Origin of the sequence: Stenotrophomonas maltophilia, from assembly GCF_006974125.1 — a bacterium.
In the GTDB taxonomy this organism is placed as follows: Bacteria; Pseudomonadota; Gammaproteobacteria; order Xanthomonadales; family Xanthomonadaceae; genus Stenotrophomonas; species Stenotrophomonas maltophilia_O.
Map to the genome: position 1 here is coordinate 3398430 of NZ_CP037858.1, position 15178 is coordinate 3413607.

15 protein-coding genes are annotated in these 15178 nt (G+C 65.4%); 10 read left to right on the forward strand and 5 right to left on the reverse strand.

The features are described from left to right. Nucleotides 1-52 precede the first annotated feature (52 nt). Nucleotides 53-487 carry a DUF1801 domain-containing protein gene (locus EZ304_RS15575; RefSeq protein WP_099552430.1) on the forward strand — a complete coding sequence of 145 codons (435 nt, stop codon included), beginning with the start codon at nucleotides 53-55 and terminating at the stop codon, nucleotides 485-487. A gap of 38 nt (nucleotides 488-525) precedes the next feature. Further along, nucleotides 526-933: a DUF1801 domain-containing protein gene (locus EZ304_RS15580; RefSeq protein ID WP_099552429.1), complete on the forward strand. Its 408-nt coding sequence runs from the start codon at nucleotides 526-528 to the stop codon at nucleotides 931-933. Nucleotides 934-1002: 69 nt separating this feature from the next. Here EZ304_RS15580 and EZ304_RS15585 read toward each other — a convergent pair whose 3' ends face one another. Continuing rightward, nucleotides 1003-2463: an MATE family efflux transporter gene (locus EZ304_RS15585; protein WP_142807528.1), complete on the reverse strand. Its 1461-nt coding sequence runs from the start codon at nucleotides 2461-2463 to the stop codon at nucleotides 1003-1005. 62 nt (nucleotides 2464-2525) lie between these two features. Between EZ304_RS15585 and EZ304_RS15590 the strand changes: the two genes are divergently transcribed. The 3 genes from EZ304_RS15590 to EZ304_RS15600 all read left to right on the forward strand — a co-directional run bounded on the left by EZ304_RS15590 (nucleotide 2526) and on the right by EZ304_RS15600 (nucleotide 4514). Beyond that, entirely contained in the window at nucleotides 2526-2765 is a 240-nt protein-coding gene (locus EZ304_RS15590) for a hypothetical protein (protein ID WP_099552427.1), read from the forward strand. A 9-nt stretch (nucleotides 2766-2774) separates the two neighbouring features. After that, complete coding sequence (locus EZ304_RS15595) at nucleotides 2775-3182, forward strand: RNA-binding S4 domain-containing protein (protein ID WP_099552426.1); 408 nt, start codon at nucleotides 2775-2777, stop codon at nucleotides 3180-3182. A gap of 141 nt (nucleotides 3183-3323) precedes the next feature. Beyond that, nucleotides 3324-4514 carry a glycoside hydrolase family 5 protein gene (locus EZ304_RS15600; protein ID WP_260678122.1) on the forward strand — a complete coding sequence of 397 codons (1191 nt, stop codon included), beginning with the start codon at nucleotides 3324-3326 and terminating at the stop codon, nucleotides 4512-4514. Nucleotides 4515-4622: 108 nt separating this feature from the next. Here the strand turns inward: EZ304_RS15600 and EZ304_RS15605 are convergent, their stop codons facing one another. The 4 genes from EZ304_RS15605 to EZ304_RS15620 form a co-directional block, all read right to left on the reverse strand. Next, nucleotides 4623-5225: a DUF937 domain-containing protein gene (locus tag EZ304_RS15605; protein WP_049429956.1), complete on the reverse strand. Its 603-nt coding sequence runs from the start codon at nucleotides 5223-5225 to the stop codon at nucleotides 4623-4625. Between the two features lie 108 nt (nucleotides 5226-5333). Continuing rightward, entirely contained in the window at nucleotides 5334-6977 is a 1644-nt protein-coding gene (locus EZ304_RS15610; RefSeq protein WP_099552424.1) for a catalase, read from the reverse strand. Between the two features lie 194 nt (nucleotides 6978-7171). Beyond that, on the reverse strand, nucleotides 7172-9763 hold the full coding sequence (mutS, locus tag EZ304_RS15615) for a DNA mismatch repair protein MutS (RefSeq protein WP_099552423.1): 2592 nt from the start codon (nucleotides 9761-9763) through the stop codon (nucleotides 7172-7174). A 135-nt stretch (nucleotides 9764-9898) separates the two neighbouring features. Then, entirely contained in the window at nucleotides 9899-10291 is a 393-nt protein-coding gene (locus tag EZ304_RS15620; RefSeq protein ID WP_099552422.1) for a barstar family protein, read from the reverse strand. Between the two features lie 405 nt (nucleotides 10292-10696). Here EZ304_RS15620 and EZ304_RS21300 point away from each other — a divergent pair, with 405 nt between their 5' ends. The 5 genes from EZ304_RS21300 to EZ304_RS15645 all read left to right on the forward strand — a co-directional run bounded on the left by EZ304_RS21300 (nucleotide 10697) and on the right by EZ304_RS15645 (nucleotide 15164). Then, nucleotides 10697-10876, forward strand: coding sequence for a hypothetical protein (locus tag EZ304_RS21300; protein WP_099552421.1), 180 nt, complete (start codon nucleotides 10697-10699; stop codon nucleotides 10874-10876). A gap of 152 nt (nucleotides 10877-11028) precedes the next feature. Beyond that, a complete protein-coding gene (locus EZ304_RS15630; RefSeq protein ID WP_142807530.1) occupies nucleotides 11029-11490 on the forward strand; it encodes a hypothetical protein in 462 nt (153 codons plus the stop codon). Between the two features lie 183 nt (nucleotides 11491-11673). After that, nucleotides 11674-12021: a DUF596 domain-containing protein gene (locus tag EZ304_RS15635; RefSeq protein ID WP_185959187.1), complete on the forward strand. Its 348-nt coding sequence runs from the start codon at nucleotides 11674-11676 to the stop codon at nucleotides 12019-12021. 386 nt (nucleotides 12022-12407) lie between these two features. Continuing rightward, complete coding sequence (locus tag EZ304_RS15640) at nucleotides 12408-14630, forward strand: methyl-accepting chemotaxis protein (protein ID WP_142807532.1); 2223 nt, start codon at nucleotides 12408-12410, stop codon at nucleotides 14628-14630. 165 nt (nucleotides 14631-14795) lie between these two features. Continuing rightward, a complete protein-coding gene (locus EZ304_RS15645) occupies nucleotides 14796-15164 on the forward strand; it encodes a glycine zipper 2TM domain-containing protein (RefSeq protein ID WP_032127541.1) in 369 nt (122 codons plus the stop codon). Nucleotides 15165-15178 lie beyond the last annotated feature (14 nt).

Here is a 15178-nt window from a genome sequence, read left to right on the forward strand (position 1 = left end):
CGGCTACGGGCCGCGCTAGGCTGCAGCGTCATCCCGATGGTCGTACCGTGCGATGCCTGCCAAGCGAACCGCGCCTTCCGCCGCGCCTACGTTGCTGTCCGGCGGCAACCCACAGATCGCCAAGGGCGAGGGCGATGCCCCGGTGCAGGCGTACATCGCCGCCATGCCGGACTGGAAACGTCCGATCGGCGAACAGCTGGATGCGCTGATCGAACAGGCTGTACCCGGCGTGCACAAGGCGGTGAAGTGGAACTCGCCGATGTATGCGGTGGCGCCGGGCGAAGGCTGGTTTCTCAGCTTCCATTGCTTTGCCCGCTACATCAAGGTGGCGTTTTTCCGCGGCGCGGCGCTGACGCCGGTGCCACCCGAGCCGTCCCGGAGCGCCGATACGCGCTACCTGCACATTGCGCAGGATGGCGTGCAGGATGAGGCACAGTTCCTCGATTGGGTGCGCCAGGCCGCCGCGTTGCCCGGCGAACGCATGTAAGTCCACCGCTACGATCTCCTTGCCGACGAGAACCGCTGATGGCCACGCACGCGCCGAATCCTGACGATGCCGGAACCCCGGCGGCTGAACTGATCGATGCACGCATCGCCGAACTGGGCGACTGGCGCGGCGAAACGCTGGCGCGCGTGCGTGCATTGATCCATGAGGCGTTGCCTGACGTGCAGGAAACCTGGAAGTGGCGTGGCACGCCGGTGTGGGAGCACAACGGTATCCTGTGTACCGGCGAGACCTACAAGCAGGCGGTGAAGCTCACCTTCGCCAACGGTGCGGCGCTGGCAGATCCGAAGGGCCTGTTCAACGCCAGCCTGGAGGGCAACACGCGGCGCGCGATCGATATCCATGAAGGTGCGATGCCCAATGGCGCGGCGTTGAAGGCGTTGCTGCGCGCAGCGGCCACCTTCAACGCGGCGAAGAAGAAACGGTAGAGCCGGCCGCTGGCTGGCTGTTGCGCGGTGCTTCTGGAGAGGTGTGAAGTTGCCGGCCAGCGGCCGGCACTACCGTGGTGGTGCGGCATCCGGGTCGGCCACCGGCGACGGCGGGCAGGCCGGGATCTCCGACGGGGTGGCCAGTTCCTCGGCGTGCGAGGGCTTGCCCATCATCTTCGCCTTGCGCCAGCCGCCCCAGCGGTAATACGCCAGCGACAGCAGCATCGACACGAACGAGCTGACCGGGAAACTCCACCAGATCGCATCGGCGCCCCAGTACGGCTGCAGCAGTTCGGCGAACGGCACGCGCACGCCCCACAGCGAACCGGCCAGGATCAGCAGCGGCGGAATCACCGCGCCGGTGGAGCGCACCACGCCGGAGATGACGAAGCTGACACCGAAGAACAGGAACGAGCCGATCACCACGTGGTTGAGGTGGCGGGCGATGTCCAGCGCCTGGCTGGCCGGTGGCAGGAACAGGGCCAGCAGCTGGCGGTCGAACACCACCAGCGGCAGGATCAGCGCGCCGGTCAGCAGGAAATTGAACAGCACGCCCTGGCGCGCGGTGCCGCGCACCCGGTCCCAGCGCTGAGCACCGACGTTCTGCGCCGCCATCGACGAGCACGCCGCGCCGATCGCCATCGCCGGCATCTGCAGGTAGTTCCACAGCTGCAGCGATGCGCCATAACCCGCGCCGGTGTCGGTGCCGTACTGGTTGACCATGGTCATCAGCAGGATCACCGACAGCGAGATCAGCACCATCTGCAGGCCCATCGGCACGCCCTTGATCACCAGGGCTTTGAGGATGGCCAGGTCGAGCTTGAACAGCCGCATGTCGGCACGGCCCAGCCACAAGGTGTGGCGCTTGTGCCGCATGTACAGCAGTAGGCCGGCCAGCGACAGCGTCTGCGCGACCAGCGTGGCCCAGGCCGAGCCGGCAATGCCGAGCGCAGGGAACGGGCCCATGCCGAAGATCAGTACCGGGTTCAGCACGATGTCCAGCGCCACCGAGACCATCAGGAAGCGGAACGGCGTGCGCGAGTCGCCCGCACCGCGCAGCGCGGCGGTGAGGAAGGCGAACGCATACAGCGTTGGCATCGCCAGGAAGATGATCTGCAGGTAGGCCTCGGCCAGCGGCAGCGAAGCGGCCGGCGTGCCCATCGCTGCCAGCAGCGGATGGGCCATGAACCAGCCGGCGATGGCGATGATCACCGACAGGCCGATGAAGAAGGTGGCGCTGGTGCCGACCACGCGCCGCGCCTGCGCGATGTCGCGCGCGCCGATGGCCTGGCCGATCAGGATGGTCGAGGCCATGCCGAAGCCGAACACCGAGCCGATCAGGAAGAACATGATGTTGTTGGCGTTCGCGGTGGCGGTCAGTGCCGCCTCGCCGAGGAAGCGCCCGACCCAGACCGCATTCACCGAACCGTTCAGCGACTGCGCGATGTTGCCTGCCAGGATCGGCAGTGAAAACAGCAGAAGATTGCGCCCGATCGAGCCGGAGGTCAGGTCAAGCGGCGCTTTGGCCATGGAGTGGTGATCGAATCCCGGGAGGCGCACACTAGCACCAAGCCGGTTTGCGGGATGTGGCAATGCATCAACGACTGCGGGTGACGCGGGCCCTGGCGCTGGCCTTGATCGGCGCCGCACTGGCCGCATGTTCGACAGGTGACCGGCTGGGCGATACCCAGGTGCGGCCGACCGACCGCGCCGAGTGCCTGGTCGGCAGCCAGCGGCAGGATCTGTCCGCGGGTGTGCCGACCCTGATCGGCGGCACCGGCTGCCGGACCGACCCCGATCATCCGCGTCCCCTGAACAAGCCACCGGAGTAGTCCAGATCGATGCATGAACTTCCCCCGCTGTCGCCCAGTGTCCGCCTGGACATCTGGCTGTGGGCGGCCCGTTTCTTCAAGACGCGCAGCCTGGCCAAGCAGGCCATCGAAACCGGCAAGGTCAGCGTCGCCGGCCAGCGTCCGAAATCCTCGCGCGCGGTGCGCGTGGGCGAGCAGCTGCAGGTGGATCGTGGCGAGGAGCATTTCGAGATCCAGGTGCTGGGCCTGAGCGATCAGCGCGGGCCGGCACCGGCGGCGCAGCAGCTGTATGCCGAGAGCGAGGCCTCGAAGGCGCGTCGCGCGGAACAGCGTGCGCTGCGCATCGCGGCGCGCGACGGCTTCCAGCCGCCGGAGCACAAGCCGGACAAGCGTGCGCGGCGGCTGATCCGTGCGCTGGGAGACATCGACGCGTTGTGACGCATCCGCAATGCATGGCGGATGCCGTGCGTGCGGAACACCGTCGGCAACGCCGGGCCATGCCCGGCGTGCAAGGTTCCGGTCAGCCGCTGTTGGGTTGACCTCCTGCAGGGTCGGAACATCCTGTCATGGAAGATCGCAATGCGCCTGCGCCACAGCCTGCTGTGCCTGACCCTCGCCGCCGCCCCGGTGTACGCCGCTGACATCACCTTCTGGGATGCTCCGCAACGCGGCGGCAACAGCATGAACATGTCGCCGCCGGACCGGAACTACTTCGAGGCGCTGCGTGCCACCGGTGCGACCTGGGTACGGCTGGTACCGGACAAGTGGAAGGGGCAGGGCGGCCGTGACTTCCTGATCGGCAACGCCGACGACTATCAAGGGCTGGTCGCCGCCGACCTGGTGACGCTGCGCCGAGTGCTGGACGATGCCGACGCGGCCGGACTGAAAGTGGTGCTGACCCCGCTGTCGCTGCCGTTGCTGCGCTGGAAGCAGCACAACGGTGACAAGGTCGATCAGCGCCTGTGGCAATCCTTCGACAATCACGCTCCGGCACTGCGCTTCTGGCATGACCTGGCCGAGGCGCTGAAGGGGCATCCCGCATTGGCCGCCTACAACCTGGTCAATGAGCCCGTGCCGGAATACGGTGCCGGCCTGGCCGAGCATGCGTCCACCGAGGCGATGGAGCAGTGGTACGCCGGGGTGCAGGACGGCCCACGCGATCTGCGCCGCTTCTACTCCGACTTGATCACCCGCATCCGCGAGGTCGACGCGGAGATGCCGCTGATGCTGGATGCGGGCTGGTACGCCGCCGCCGACGGTTTCAACTACTGGCCGGCGCCGCTGGCGGATTCGAAGCTGCTCTACAGCGTGCATATGTACGAGCCGTATGCCGCAACCAGTGCGCCGAACCAGGCGCGTGCGAAGCCGTACCGCTATCCGGCGCAGGTGCCGTTTGGTGGTCGCAGTGAGCGCTGGGATGCGGCGCGTGTACGCCGTTACCTGCAGCAGCCGATGACGTGGGCGGCCTCGCATGGCGTGGGTGCCAACCGCATGGTGGTTGGCGAGTTCGGCTGCATGCGGCGCTGGCCCGACTGCCAGCGCTACCTGCAGGATGTGCTGCAGGTGCTGGAGCAGGAGAAGGTGCATTGGGCCTTCTACGCCTTCCGCGAGGATGGGTGGGATGGCATGGACTACGAGCTGGGCGACGGGCCGCTGCCGTGGTCGTACTGGCAGGCGCAGGAGAAGGGGAAGACCGTGGCGCCGCCGCGTTCGATGCAGGCGCCGTTGTTCGCGCCGGTTCTGGAGCGGCTGAAGGCGGGCAACCGGTAGGACGCCGGGCATGGCCCGGCGCTACCCACGGAGATGCCGGTCTCGCCCGGCGGATATCGATGAACGCGACGCCCGGTAGCGCCGGGCCATGCCCGGCGACACCTTCCGTCAGCGCTTGCCACCCAGCAGGTTGCCGCCCAGCTTCAGCAGGTCGCCCACACCCAGCTGGCCATCGCCGTCCTGGTCCAGCAGGCTGCCGAGCAGGCCACCGGCAAGACCGCCCTGTTGCTGCACCTGCTGCTTTTCCTGGCCGAGCGCCTGGCTGAGCGAGCCGGCATCGGCCTGGCCGCCACCGAGGCGCTGGGCAAGGAAGGCCATCACGATCGGGGCGAGGATCTGCAGCAGCTGGCTGGTGCGGCCGCTGTCGAGCTGGGTGGCCTGGGCCAGGCCGGTTTCCACCTTCTGCTGGCTACCGCCGAAGATGTGGCCGAGGATGCCGGCGCCGTCGCTGGCGGCACCACCGCCACCGCCGCCCAGCACCGAACCGAGCACGCTGCCCAGGTCCAGGCCACTGTGGTTGTTCTGCAATGCGCCGAGCAGCGCCTGCGCGCCCTGCGGCTGCGAGGCGTTGTTGCCCAGCGCGCCCATCAGCACCGGCAGCGCGGCGCTGATCGCACCGGAGGCCTGGGTGTCGCTGATGCCGAGCTGCTGCGACACCTGCTGCAGCGGGGCGCCCTGCAGTTTGGAGAGAAGTTCATCGGTCAGGCTCATCAGGGAGATCCTTGATTGGGTTTGGGCGTGCAGACGATACGACGCGGACCGTTAAAACGGCGACGCCGCCCCACAGGGAGGCGGCGTGCCGTACGCGCGGAGGGGCGATCAGAGCTCGATGTCTTCCGCACCCGGGGTAGCGGCCGGGAAGTCGCTTTCCGGCTGGGCCGGCTTGAACGGATCCGACGGCTGGCTGGCCAGCGCCTTCAGGGCCGCGGCAATGCCGGCACCATAGGCTGGGTCGGCCTTGCTGCAGTTGTCGATGTGGCGCTGCTTGATGAAGTCCGGCGCATCGCCCAGGGCGCGGGCGGTGTTGGCGAACAGGCGGTCCTTCTGGGCCTGGTTGTAGCTGCGGAACAGCGCACCGGGCTGGCTGAAGTAGTCGGCGTCATCCTCGCGGAAGTTCCAGAAGTCGGCGTCACCGCGGATCTTCATTGGCGGCTCGCGATACTCCGGCTGCTCCTGCCACTGGCCGTAGCTGTTCGGCTCGTAGTGCGGCAGGCCACCGTAGTTGCCGTCCACGCGCATCGCACCGTCGCGGTGGTTGCTGTGCACCGGGCAGCGCGCGGCGTTCACCGGAATCTGGTGGTGGTTCACGCCCAGGCGGTAACGCTGCGCATCGGAGTAGGCGAACAGGCGCGCCTGCAGCATCTTGTCCGGCGACGGACCGATGCCCGGCACCAGGTTGCTCGGTGCGAATGCCGATTGCTCTACGTCCTGGTACCAGTTGACCGGGTTGCGGTTCAGTTCGAACTGGCCCACTTCGATCAGCGGATAGTCGCTCTTCGGCCACACTTTGGTCAGGTCGAACGGGTGCACGCGGTAGGTTTCCGCATCCAGTTCCGGCATGACCTGGATGAACAGCTTCCACTTCGGGAAGTCGCCCTTCTCGATCGCAGCGAACAGGTCGCGGCCGTGGCTTTCGCGGTCATGGCCGACCAGGATCTGCGCCTGCGCGTCGGTCAGCGATTCGATGCCCTGCTGGCTGACGAAGTGGAACTTCACCCAGAAGCGCTCGCTGTCGGCGTTGGTGAAGCTGTAGGTATGCGAGCCGAAACCGTGCATGTGGCGGAAGCTGCGCGGAATGCCGCGGTCGCTCATCACCACGGTCACCTGCAGCAGCGCTTCGGGCAGCAGCGTCCAGAAGTCCCAGTTGTTGCGCGCGCTGCGCAGGTTGGTGTGCGGGTCGCGCTTGACCGCCTTGTTGAGGTCGGCGAACTTGCGCGGGTCGCGCAGGAAGAACACCGGCGTGTTGTTGCCGACCAGGTCCCAGTTGCCTTCTTCGGTGTAGAACTTCAGTGCGAAGCCGCGGATGTCGCGTTCGGCGTCGGCGGCGCCACGCTCGCCGGCCACGGTGGTGAAGCGGGCGAACATCTCGGTCTGCTTGCCGACCTTCTCGAACAGCTTGGCGCGGGTGTACTTGCTGATGTCGTGGGTGACGGTGAAGGTACCGAACGCGCCCGAGCCCTTGGCGTGCATGCGGCGCTCGGGAATGATCTCGCGGTTGAGGTTGGCCAGCTTCTCAAGCAGCCACACGTCTTCCATCAGCAGCGGGCCGCGCGGGCCGGCGGTCTTGCTGTTCTGGTTGTCCACCACCGGTGCGCCGAAGGCCGTGGTCATCGGCGTGACCGGGTCATCGCCGTGCTTCTGCTTGGGCGTGGTGCTCAGCTCGCGCTGCTGCTCGGCGCCCTGCTCCGGCGACGGGGCGGTGTGATACGGGCACTTGGCGTTGTTGTTGTCGGACTGGCTCATCGGCTGGCTCCTGGTGGCGGTGAAGACGTGGGAGAAACATCTTCACTCGACTTTAGCTATGGCCAGATGAAATGAATAATCGAATGATTCGTTCAGGTTGATAGATTCTGTCAATTGAAATGCAGAATCGGATTTGCGGAATCTTTCGACGGGCCTCCCGCACGGTAGCGGGAGGCCCTTGCCGTTTGCTGCGGTTACAGCAGCGCTTTCAACCGGTACAGGGCTTCCAGTGCCTGCTTCGGGGTCAACTCGTCCGGATCGATCGTCGCCAGCGCTTCCTGCGCCTTGCTGGCCGGTGCGCTGAACAGGCCGAACTGCTGCGGCGCATCCAGTGCCTGTGGCGCCAGTTCGGCGGCATGGCTTTCACCACCGCGCTGCTCCAGCTCGGCTAGGCGGCGGCGGGCCTGCGCCACGGTGGCACGCGGCAGGCCGGCCAGCGCGGCCACCTGCAGGCCGAAGCTGCGGTTGGCCGGGCCGTCCTTCACCGCGTGCATGAACACCAGCGCTTCGCCATGCTCGACGGCATCCAGGTGCACGTTGGCGATGCCGCTGCGGCCGCCCTCGTGCTGCTCGTCGGCCAGCGCGGTCAGCTCGAAGTAGTGGGTGGCGAACAGCGTATAGCAGCGGTTCTGGTAGGCCAGGTGGCGGGCCACCGCGTCGGCCAGCGCCAGGCCGTCGTAGGTGGACGTGCCGCGGCCGATCTCGTCCATCAGCACCAGCGAATGCGCGGTGGCGTGGTGCAGGATGTAGCTGGTCTCGGCCATCTCGACCATGAAGGTCGACTGCCCGCGGGCCAGGTCATCGCCGGCGCCGATGCGGGTCAGGATGCGGTCGATCGGGCCGATCAGCGCACGGCTGGCCGGCACGAAGCTGCCGATGTGGGCCAGCAGCACGATCAGCGCGTTCTGCCGCATGTAGGTCGATTTACCGCCCATGTTCGGGCCGGTGATGACCAGCATGCGACGGTCCGGATGCAGGTCCAGATCATTGGGTTCGAACGGCTGCTCGCGTACCGCCTCGACCACCGGATGGCGGCCACGCTCGATCTTCAGGCACGGCTCGGCCTGCAGCTCCGGGCGCGCCCAGTCCAGCGCCTGCGCGCGTTCGGCGAAGGCGGCCAGCACATCCAGTTCGCTCAGTGCAGCGGCACACTGCTTCAGCGGTTCCAGCTGCCCGCCAAGGGTATCCAGCAGCTGTTCGTACAGGTACTTCTCGCGCGACAGCGAACGGTCGCGCGCGGACAGCACCTTGTCCTCGAACGCCTTCAGTTCTTCGGTGATGTAGCGCTCGGCATTGGTCAGCGTCTGGCGCCGGGTGTAGTGCACCGGCGCGCGGTCGGACTGGCCCTTGCTGATTTCGATGTAATAACCATGCACGCGGTTGTAGCCCACCTTCAGGGTGGCAATGCCGCTGCTTTCGCGTTCGCGCTGTTCCAGGTCGACCAGGAACTGGTCGGCATGGGTGGACAGGCGTCGCAGTTCATCCAGCTCTTCATCGAAGCCGTCGGCCAGCACGCCGCCGTCGCTCAGCTTCAGCGGTGGCATTTCGGCGATGGCGCTGGCCAGCAGCTGCGCGCACTCATCGTGTTCGCCCAGCGCGGCATGCAGGGCCTGCAGGCGCGGCGAATCCAGCGGCGCCAGCACCTCGCGCACCGCCGGCAGCAGGCCCAGGCCATCGCGCAGGGTGGAGAAATCGCGCGGGCGCGCCGAACGCAGTGCGACGCGGGTGAGGATGCGTTCCAGGTCGCCGAGGCGACGGAACTGTTCGCGGATGTCGGCGTCGCTGCCGCGATCGATCAGGGTTTCCACCGCATGGTGGCGCTGCACCAGCACTTCGCGCAGGCGCAGCGGGCGGTGCAGCCAGCGCCGCAGCAGGCGGCCGCCCATCGGCGTCACCGTGCTGTCGAGCACGCCCAGCAGGGTATTGCGGGTATCGCCGTCGACGCGCGTATCCAGTTCCAGGTGGCGGCGGGTGGCGGCGTTCATCGCGATCGCCTCGCCGGCGGTTTCCATCGCGATCGAAGTCAGGTGCGGCAGGCGCTGCTTCTGGGTTTCCTCGACATAGCCGAGCAGGGCGCCCGCGGCAGCGGTCGCGCGCGGCTTGTCATCGATGCCGAAACCGCTCAGGTCATGCAGCTTGAAGAAGTTCAACAGCTGGCGGCGGCCACTGTCGGCGTCGAACAGCCACGGCGCACGACGGCGCACGCCGGTGCGCTGGCGCAGGAATTCCGGCCAGTTTTCTTCGTCGGGCACCAGCAGCTCGGCCGGCTCCAGTCGGGCCAGCTCGGCTTCCAGCGCGTCGTCGGTTTCCACTTCATTTACCAGGAAGCGGCCACCGGCCAGGTCGGCCCAGGCCAGGCCGTAGCCCTGCTTCGTGCGCGACAGCGCCATCAGCAGGGTGTCGCGGCGCTCGTCCAGCAGCGCCTCGTCGGTGACCGTGCCGGGGGTGACGATGCGCACCACCTTGCGCTCGACCAGGCCCTTGGCCAGCGCCGGGTCGCCGATCTGCTCGCAGATCGCCACCGACTCGCCCAGCGCCACCAGCCGGGCCAGGTAGCCTTCATAGGCATGTACCGGCACGCCGGCCATCGGAATCGGCGCGCCGCCGGAGCTGCCACGCTGGGTCAGGGTGATGTCGAGCAGGCGCGCGGCCTTGCGCGCGTCGTCGTAGAACAGCTCGTAGAAGTCGCCCATGCGGAAGAACAGCAGCAGGTCCGGGTAGTCGGACTTGGCTGCGAAGAACTGCTTCATCAGCGGGGTGTGTTCGGCGGACTTGTCTTTGGACATGGGACTCGTGGATCTGGGCGTCCGGCCGCGCCGGAGGGCGGCGGCAGCGGAGCAGGTACAGGGCCGTCCATGGTAACTGCTGGGGCCGGTGGACGCCGCTGCGGTTGGCGGGCACTCCCCGTGCAGGGCACGCAGTCAGGCCGGAACCAGGGTGATCTGCCGGTGGCTGGCGAAGATCTCCATCACGATCTCGAAGTAGGTCGGGCCTTCGCCCCGTTGCAGCGTGTCCAGCTGGCGGGCAATGGCCTGCGTATTGAAGCTGCCCGGTGTGTCGAGCTTGGCCTGCAGCCATTGGCGGGTGGTCTCCACGCCCAGGGCCGTGCGGCTGTGGGCGATATCGCGCCAGATCAGCGTGGCCTGCGCCTGGCCGGCCAACGCGCCATAGCCGCCATGCAACAGATCGTCCAGAGCATCCAGGCTCGGTCCGAGCTGCCAGTCCTCGCCGGCCATGAACACGCGGTTGATCTCCGCGTACAGGCTGGCGATGTCATTGATGGCGCTGCCTTCGATCTGCAGGACGAGTTTCATGCGCCACTGTAGCGTTGCCTGCGGCCCTCCGCTGGCCTTCAACACAGGAACCAGGACCCGGAATAGTCCGGGCGGCCTTGATCATGGAATCGGTTCTACGACTGGAAAGCGTGTCAAGCATGCAATGACACATGCGCTTCCAAACCCCGCAACGTCGACGCATGCCGTTTTTTTCGTTGCGGATGGAGCCTGGTTGATTTCTCTCGTTGCCGAGACCGGGAGAATGAAGGGAACGGCGATGCCTGGAGATTCGGGAGCACACATCGGCCCAACGGGGCGAGTGATCAGCCTTGCTGGCGGGAACAACGCGAGAACTATTGTTGAACCTGGTGCCAGCAAAATAAAATTCGGGTGTCACTGTACGGTGAGGTGTTGGTGATCTGTCCACGTTGTGAGCAAGGTGAGATGCTTGAGGCTCACGTCAAGGAGAGTGGTGTTCAGATATTTGTCTGCGACGAATGTGATGCCTTCTGGTTTTCTTTGATGGATATCGGCGTTTCTCCGTTCAGGGATCTTGAGACGTATCTTGAGGAGAATTCGATTGCTCCATTTTGGGAGTCAATTTCCGTGGATGAGCGCCGGTGATGCTTTGATGCACGTGAGTGAGTGGGCGAAGATGGCCGCCAGCCGCGAAGTGCTGGCGAAGGAACTATCCGTCTGAAGGTGGATGTCTTCGCTATCCAGCGCAGGGCGGTTGCGCCCGATCGGCCGCAAGCGGCATCCCAAGGAGCCTATTGATGAGTGACGCGTTTGAGATTGTCATGGAGGCGGTCCCATCGGTTCATGTGTCCACGCTGCTGGAGGAGATGGCCCGCATGGCTGAGTCCGTTTCGTCGACCGGGTGGGAAGGTGAACCCATCGCGGCTGGCGAGCACTCTGCAGGACGTTTCCATGAGTTTCCGTATGGCTCATGCATGGCCCAACAAGTAAAGGGCTTCCGATTGGGCTCGGCTGTTCATATTCCCATGCTGTTGATTCGTGTCATCAGGTTTGAAGGAATGGTGAGCATCGAACTGTCATTCGATATGGAGTGGGCGGATATCGGTGTCGCGATGTCGGAACTCCAACGGCATTTTCTGGAATTGAAGACGCTGAGTGGATCGCGAACCGTATACGGTGGCATGGAGCCCGCTCAGGATCTGGAGACCAGATTCTTCACTGACGATGAGTGCGGTCCCTTGGGGGTCACCGGTGCCTGATTCAGGCCGGGGATCGCTGTCCTGCGAGGGAGTGGCTTGGCTCTCTGAAAGGCTTGCGACCATTCACGATGAGCAGAGGGAGATTCGCCCAGTTCGCGGGCGAACATGTCGTCCTCCGCATGGGAGAGCTGTTCCTGGCGTTCCATTGTTGATGGAGATGGCGTTGCGGAGGAGCGCGCTGCAATGATGCCTGAGGTTGTCAGGAATGTTCTTCATTACTCCTATGGCTATTCCATGGGGTCACTGTGGATCAACATGAACGTTGAGTTGGAGGGGCGTGACGTCACCTTCGAGCAGCAGACGGAAGCGTTCTTTTCGATGCTGAAGTTGCTGATGATGGAAGGTAAGCTGAAGCTGGCTTCGCAAGGCGTCTTCGCCGATGGGGATGTTGATGGGCAGTTGGGTGCGCTTCGCCGCGCATGGCCGGCCGCCAGAGATCAGGCGGATCTCGATGAGCACGGGTTCTGGTTCCTTTCGGATGCGCCGTTTGGATTGGTCTGGATGTCACCTGAAGGCGACGTCTGGAGCTGAAATGCCTGATGCCGCTGCGGCAGTGTGCTCCTGAGGATGTCTGTGGCATCCAATGGAAACTTCAGGGGGGCACGTTGCTCACCCGGCCACTGCAGAGGCGGGTCTCATGCGGGTATGTGTGCGATGTTCGGACGGTACATGCATTCTGTTGCATTGATTCATCGACATGCGGTTCCCACAGCCGGTTTCGTGAGCTGCGCGTGACGATAATCACCAGTCCCTCGTCATTCCGATATTCCTGAAAGATATAGCGCTTGCCGTTCCGGGTGCGTTTCACACCTGTCTGCACAGTTCCAGAGTTTTGGATCGATATAATAATATCGACCCATAAAGTTTCCCCAGCCTGCGCCGCCATCGATCGTACGGCCATGATCAAGGGAATTGAGATGCTCGCCTTACGCAACCTCCGAGTGGGATCCCGGCTGGGTGCCGGGTTTGGTCTGCTGCTGCTGTTCATCGTGGCCATCGTCGGCCTGGCGCTGTACGGAAATCACCTGAAGTCTGCCCAGTTCGAGAAAGTGGTGGACGTCAACATGGTGAAGATGCGGCTGTTGAACGACATGCTGGATACCAACAACGCAGTGTTGATGCACCGCCGGCTGATGGTGATCAAGCGTGGCGAGGATTTCGACAAGGATTATCAGAAGGCGCAGGAGCTGTCGCGGACCTACGACGGCATCTGGGCCAAATACATCAAGATTCCGCGTGATGCCACCGGCGATACCCTGGTTGCGAAGATCGACGCGGCACGCAAGGCCACCGATGCCTCCACCCAGCATCTGCACGAGCGTATGAAGGCCGGTGATTTCGACGGCGCGGCCAAGGAACTGCTCGCCGAGCATGGGCTGGCAACCGCTTGGAACGAGGCCATCTCGACATTGCTGCGGCATCAGGAAGCGCTGACCGAGCGCAGCCGCGAGGAATACCGTTCAACCGAATCCTGGACCGGCACGTTGTCGATCGTGTTCGGTGCGTTGAGCCTGGTACTGGGCTCGCTGGCCGCGTGGGCCATCACCCGCAGCCTGACCCGCCCGCTGGAGGGTGCGGTGAAGCTGGCCGACGGCATCGCCAACGGGCGGCTGGACAACAGCATCGACGCGTCCGGCAACGATGAGGTGACGCAGCTGCTCAGGTCGATGCAGCGCATGCAGGCGCAGTTGCAGTCGGTGATGGCGGCGCAGGGCGAGCTGGCCCGCCAGCACGATGCGGGCAGCCTCAGCTATCGCATGGACGAGAGTGCCTTCCCCGGCGACTACGGGCGCATGGTACATGAGACCAATGCGCTGGTCGGTTCGCACGTGCAGGTGCAGAACCGGCTGATCGAGGTGATGAAGCACTATGCCCGTGGCGACCTGTCGGTGGACATGGATCCGTTGCCGGGCGAGAAGGCGGCGATCACCCAGGCAATGGACGAGACCAAGACCAGCCTGTCGGCGATCAACAGCGAGATCCGCCGGCTGGCGACGGCCGCGGCGGCAGGCGACTTCAGCCTGCGCGGCGATGAAGATCGCTTCGCCTATGATTTCCGCGACATGGTGGCCGGGCTCAATCGCCTGATGCAGACCACCGACGAGAACCTGGTGCAGGTGTCGACCCTGCTGCAGGCGATCTCGCGCGGTGACCTCACCGTACGCATGCAGGGTGACTTCCACGGCGTGTTCGCCCGCATGCGCGATGACTGCAATGCCACCGTCGATCAGCTCAAGCAGATTGTCGGCCGCATCCAGTCCAGCGCGTCCAGCATCAACCTGGCGGCAGGCGAGATCGCCTCGGGCAACACCGATCTGTCGCGGCGCACCGAGCAGCAGGCGGCGAACCTGGAAGAGACGGCTGCGTCGATGGAGGAACTGACCTCCACTGTGAAGCAGAACGCCGAGCACGCACGCCAGGCCAACCAGCTTGCCATCGGCGCGCATGGCGTCGCCTCGCAGGGCGGCGAGGTGGTGGGCCAGGTGGTCACCACGATGTCGGCCATCGAAGCCTCGTCGAAGAAGATCGCCGAGATCATCAGCGTCATCGACGGCATCGCCTTCCAGACCAACATCCTGGCGTTGAACGCGGCGGTGGAAGCCGCGCGTGCCGGCGAGCAGGGCAGGGGCTTTGCGGTGGTGGCCAGTGAGGTGCGTACGCTGGCACAGCGCTCGGCCGGTGCGGCCAAGGAGATCAAGGGCCTGATCGAGGATTCGGTCGGCAAGGTCGCTGACGGCTCGGCGCTGGTCCGCCAGGCAGGCACCACGATGGGCGAGATCGTGGCGTCGGTGCAGCGCGTCACCGACATCATGGCTGATATCTCCGCCGCATCGCAGGAGCAGAGCTCGGGTATCGAACAGGTGAACCAGGCGGTGGTGCAGATGGACGAGACCACACAGCAGAATGCGGCGCTGGTGGAAGAAGCCAGCGCCGCAGCGCGGTCCATGGAAGAGCAGGCCAACCTGCTGACCGAGGCGGTGTCGGTGTTCCGCACCGGTGCGGCCGCGGCAGCCGTATCGGTCCCGCGCGCGCTTGCTGCAGTAGCCGCCTCGGTCACGCCAGTGAGACGCCCGGCGGTGCTGTCGCCGCGCATCGAGCCGACGTTGGCTGCCAACGCGGGTGGTTGGGAAGAGTTCTAGCAACAGCGCGTGCCGGCAGGGAGACGGCGCCCATCGCGATGGTTGATCGCGATGGGCGCAACTTTCTTCCTGAACGCGCGATGGCCGATGAGGCGGCGGACACGCGCATTTCACTTCCGGTTGCCAACCGCAGGAGGACACTTGCGCCATACCGGAACTCAGGAGATGGCCATGAAGACCTCGACCCGATTGCTTGTGCTGGGCACGCTGCTGGCGGCTTCGTCGGTGGCCGGTGCGCAGACGTATGGGCCGCGCGATGAGGGACGCAAGTTCAACGACGGCAGTCGCGTGGTCTGCAAGAACGTGGAAGTGCAGCGCAACTCGCGCGATCCGAACCGCATCACGGGTACCGCCACCGGCGCAGTGATCGGTGGCCTGCTGGGCAACCAGGTGGGCGGCGGCAATGGCAAGAAGCTCGCTACGGTGGCCGGTGCTGTTGCCGGTGGTGCGGCCGGTCGCCAGATCCAGGGCAACAGCCAGCAGAAGAACGGCGACCGCGTCGTTGAACGCCGCTGCGAACGGGTCTACCGCTGATCGATCGCCGACAG

What these genes read in the sequence shown, in the direction of transcription:
- EZ304_RS15575 (WP_099552430.1), top strand. Translation starts at nt 53, where the DNA reads ATGCCTGCCAAGCGAACCGCGCCTTCCGCCGCGCCTACGTTGCTGTCC.
- EZ304_RS15580 (WP_099552429.1), top strand. Translation starts at nt 526, where the DNA reads ATGGCCACGCACGCGCCGAATCCTGACGATGCCGGAACCCCGGCGGCT.
- EZ304_RS15585 (WP_142807528.1), bottom strand. Translation starts at nt 2,463, where the DNA reads ATGGCCAAAGCGCCGCTTGACCTGACCTCCGGCTCGATCGGGCGCAAT.
- EZ304_RS15590 (WP_099552427.1), top strand. Translation starts at nt 2,526, where the DNA reads ATGCATCAACGACTGCGGGTGACGCGGGCCCTGGCGCTGGCCTTGATC.
- EZ304_RS15595 (WP_099552426.1), top strand. Translation starts at nt 2,775, where the DNA reads ATGCATGAACTTCCCCCGCTGTCGCCCAGTGTCCGCCTGGACATCTGG.
- EZ304_RS15600 (WP_260678122.1), top strand. Translation starts at nt 3,324, where the DNA reads ATGCGCCTGCGCCACAGCCTGCTGTGCCTGACCCTCGCCGCCGCCCCG.
- EZ304_RS15605 (WP_049429956.1), bottom strand. Translation starts at nt 5,225, where the DNA reads ATGAGCCTGACCGATGAACTTCTCTCCAAACTGCAGGGCGCCCCGCTG.
- EZ304_RS15610 (WP_099552424.1), bottom strand. Translation starts at nt 6,977, where the DNA reads ATGAGCCAGTCCGACAACAACAACGCCAAGTGCCCGTATCACACCGCC.
- mutS (WP_099552423.1), bottom strand. Translation starts at nt 9,763, where the DNA reads ATGTCCAAAGACAAGTCCGCCGAACACACCCCGCTGATGAAGCAGTTC.
- EZ304_RS15620 (WP_099552422.1), bottom strand. Translation starts at nt 10,291, where the DNA reads ATGAAACTCGTCCTGCAGATCGAAGGCAGCGCCATCAATGACATCGCC.
- EZ304_RS21300 (WP_099552421.1), top strand. Translation starts at nt 10,697, where the DNA reads ATGCTTGAGGCTCACGTCAAGGAGAGTGGTGTTCAGATATTTGTCTGC.
- EZ304_RS15630 (WP_142807530.1), top strand. Translation starts at nt 11,029, where the DNA reads ATGAGTGACGCGTTTGAGATTGTCATGGAGGCGGTCCCATCGGTTCAT.
- EZ304_RS15635 (WP_185959187.1), top strand. Translation starts at nt 11,674, where the DNA reads ATGATGCCTGAGGTTGTCAGGAATGTTCTTCATTACTCCTATGGCTAT.
- EZ304_RS15640 (WP_142807532.1), top strand. Translation starts at nt 12,408, where the DNA reads ATGCTCGCCTTACGCAACCTCCGAGTGGGATCCCGGCTGGGTGCCGGG.
- EZ304_RS15645 (WP_032127541.1), top strand. Translation starts at nt 14,796, where the DNA reads ATGGCCATGAAGACCTCGACCCGATTGCTTGTGCTGGGCACGCTGCTG.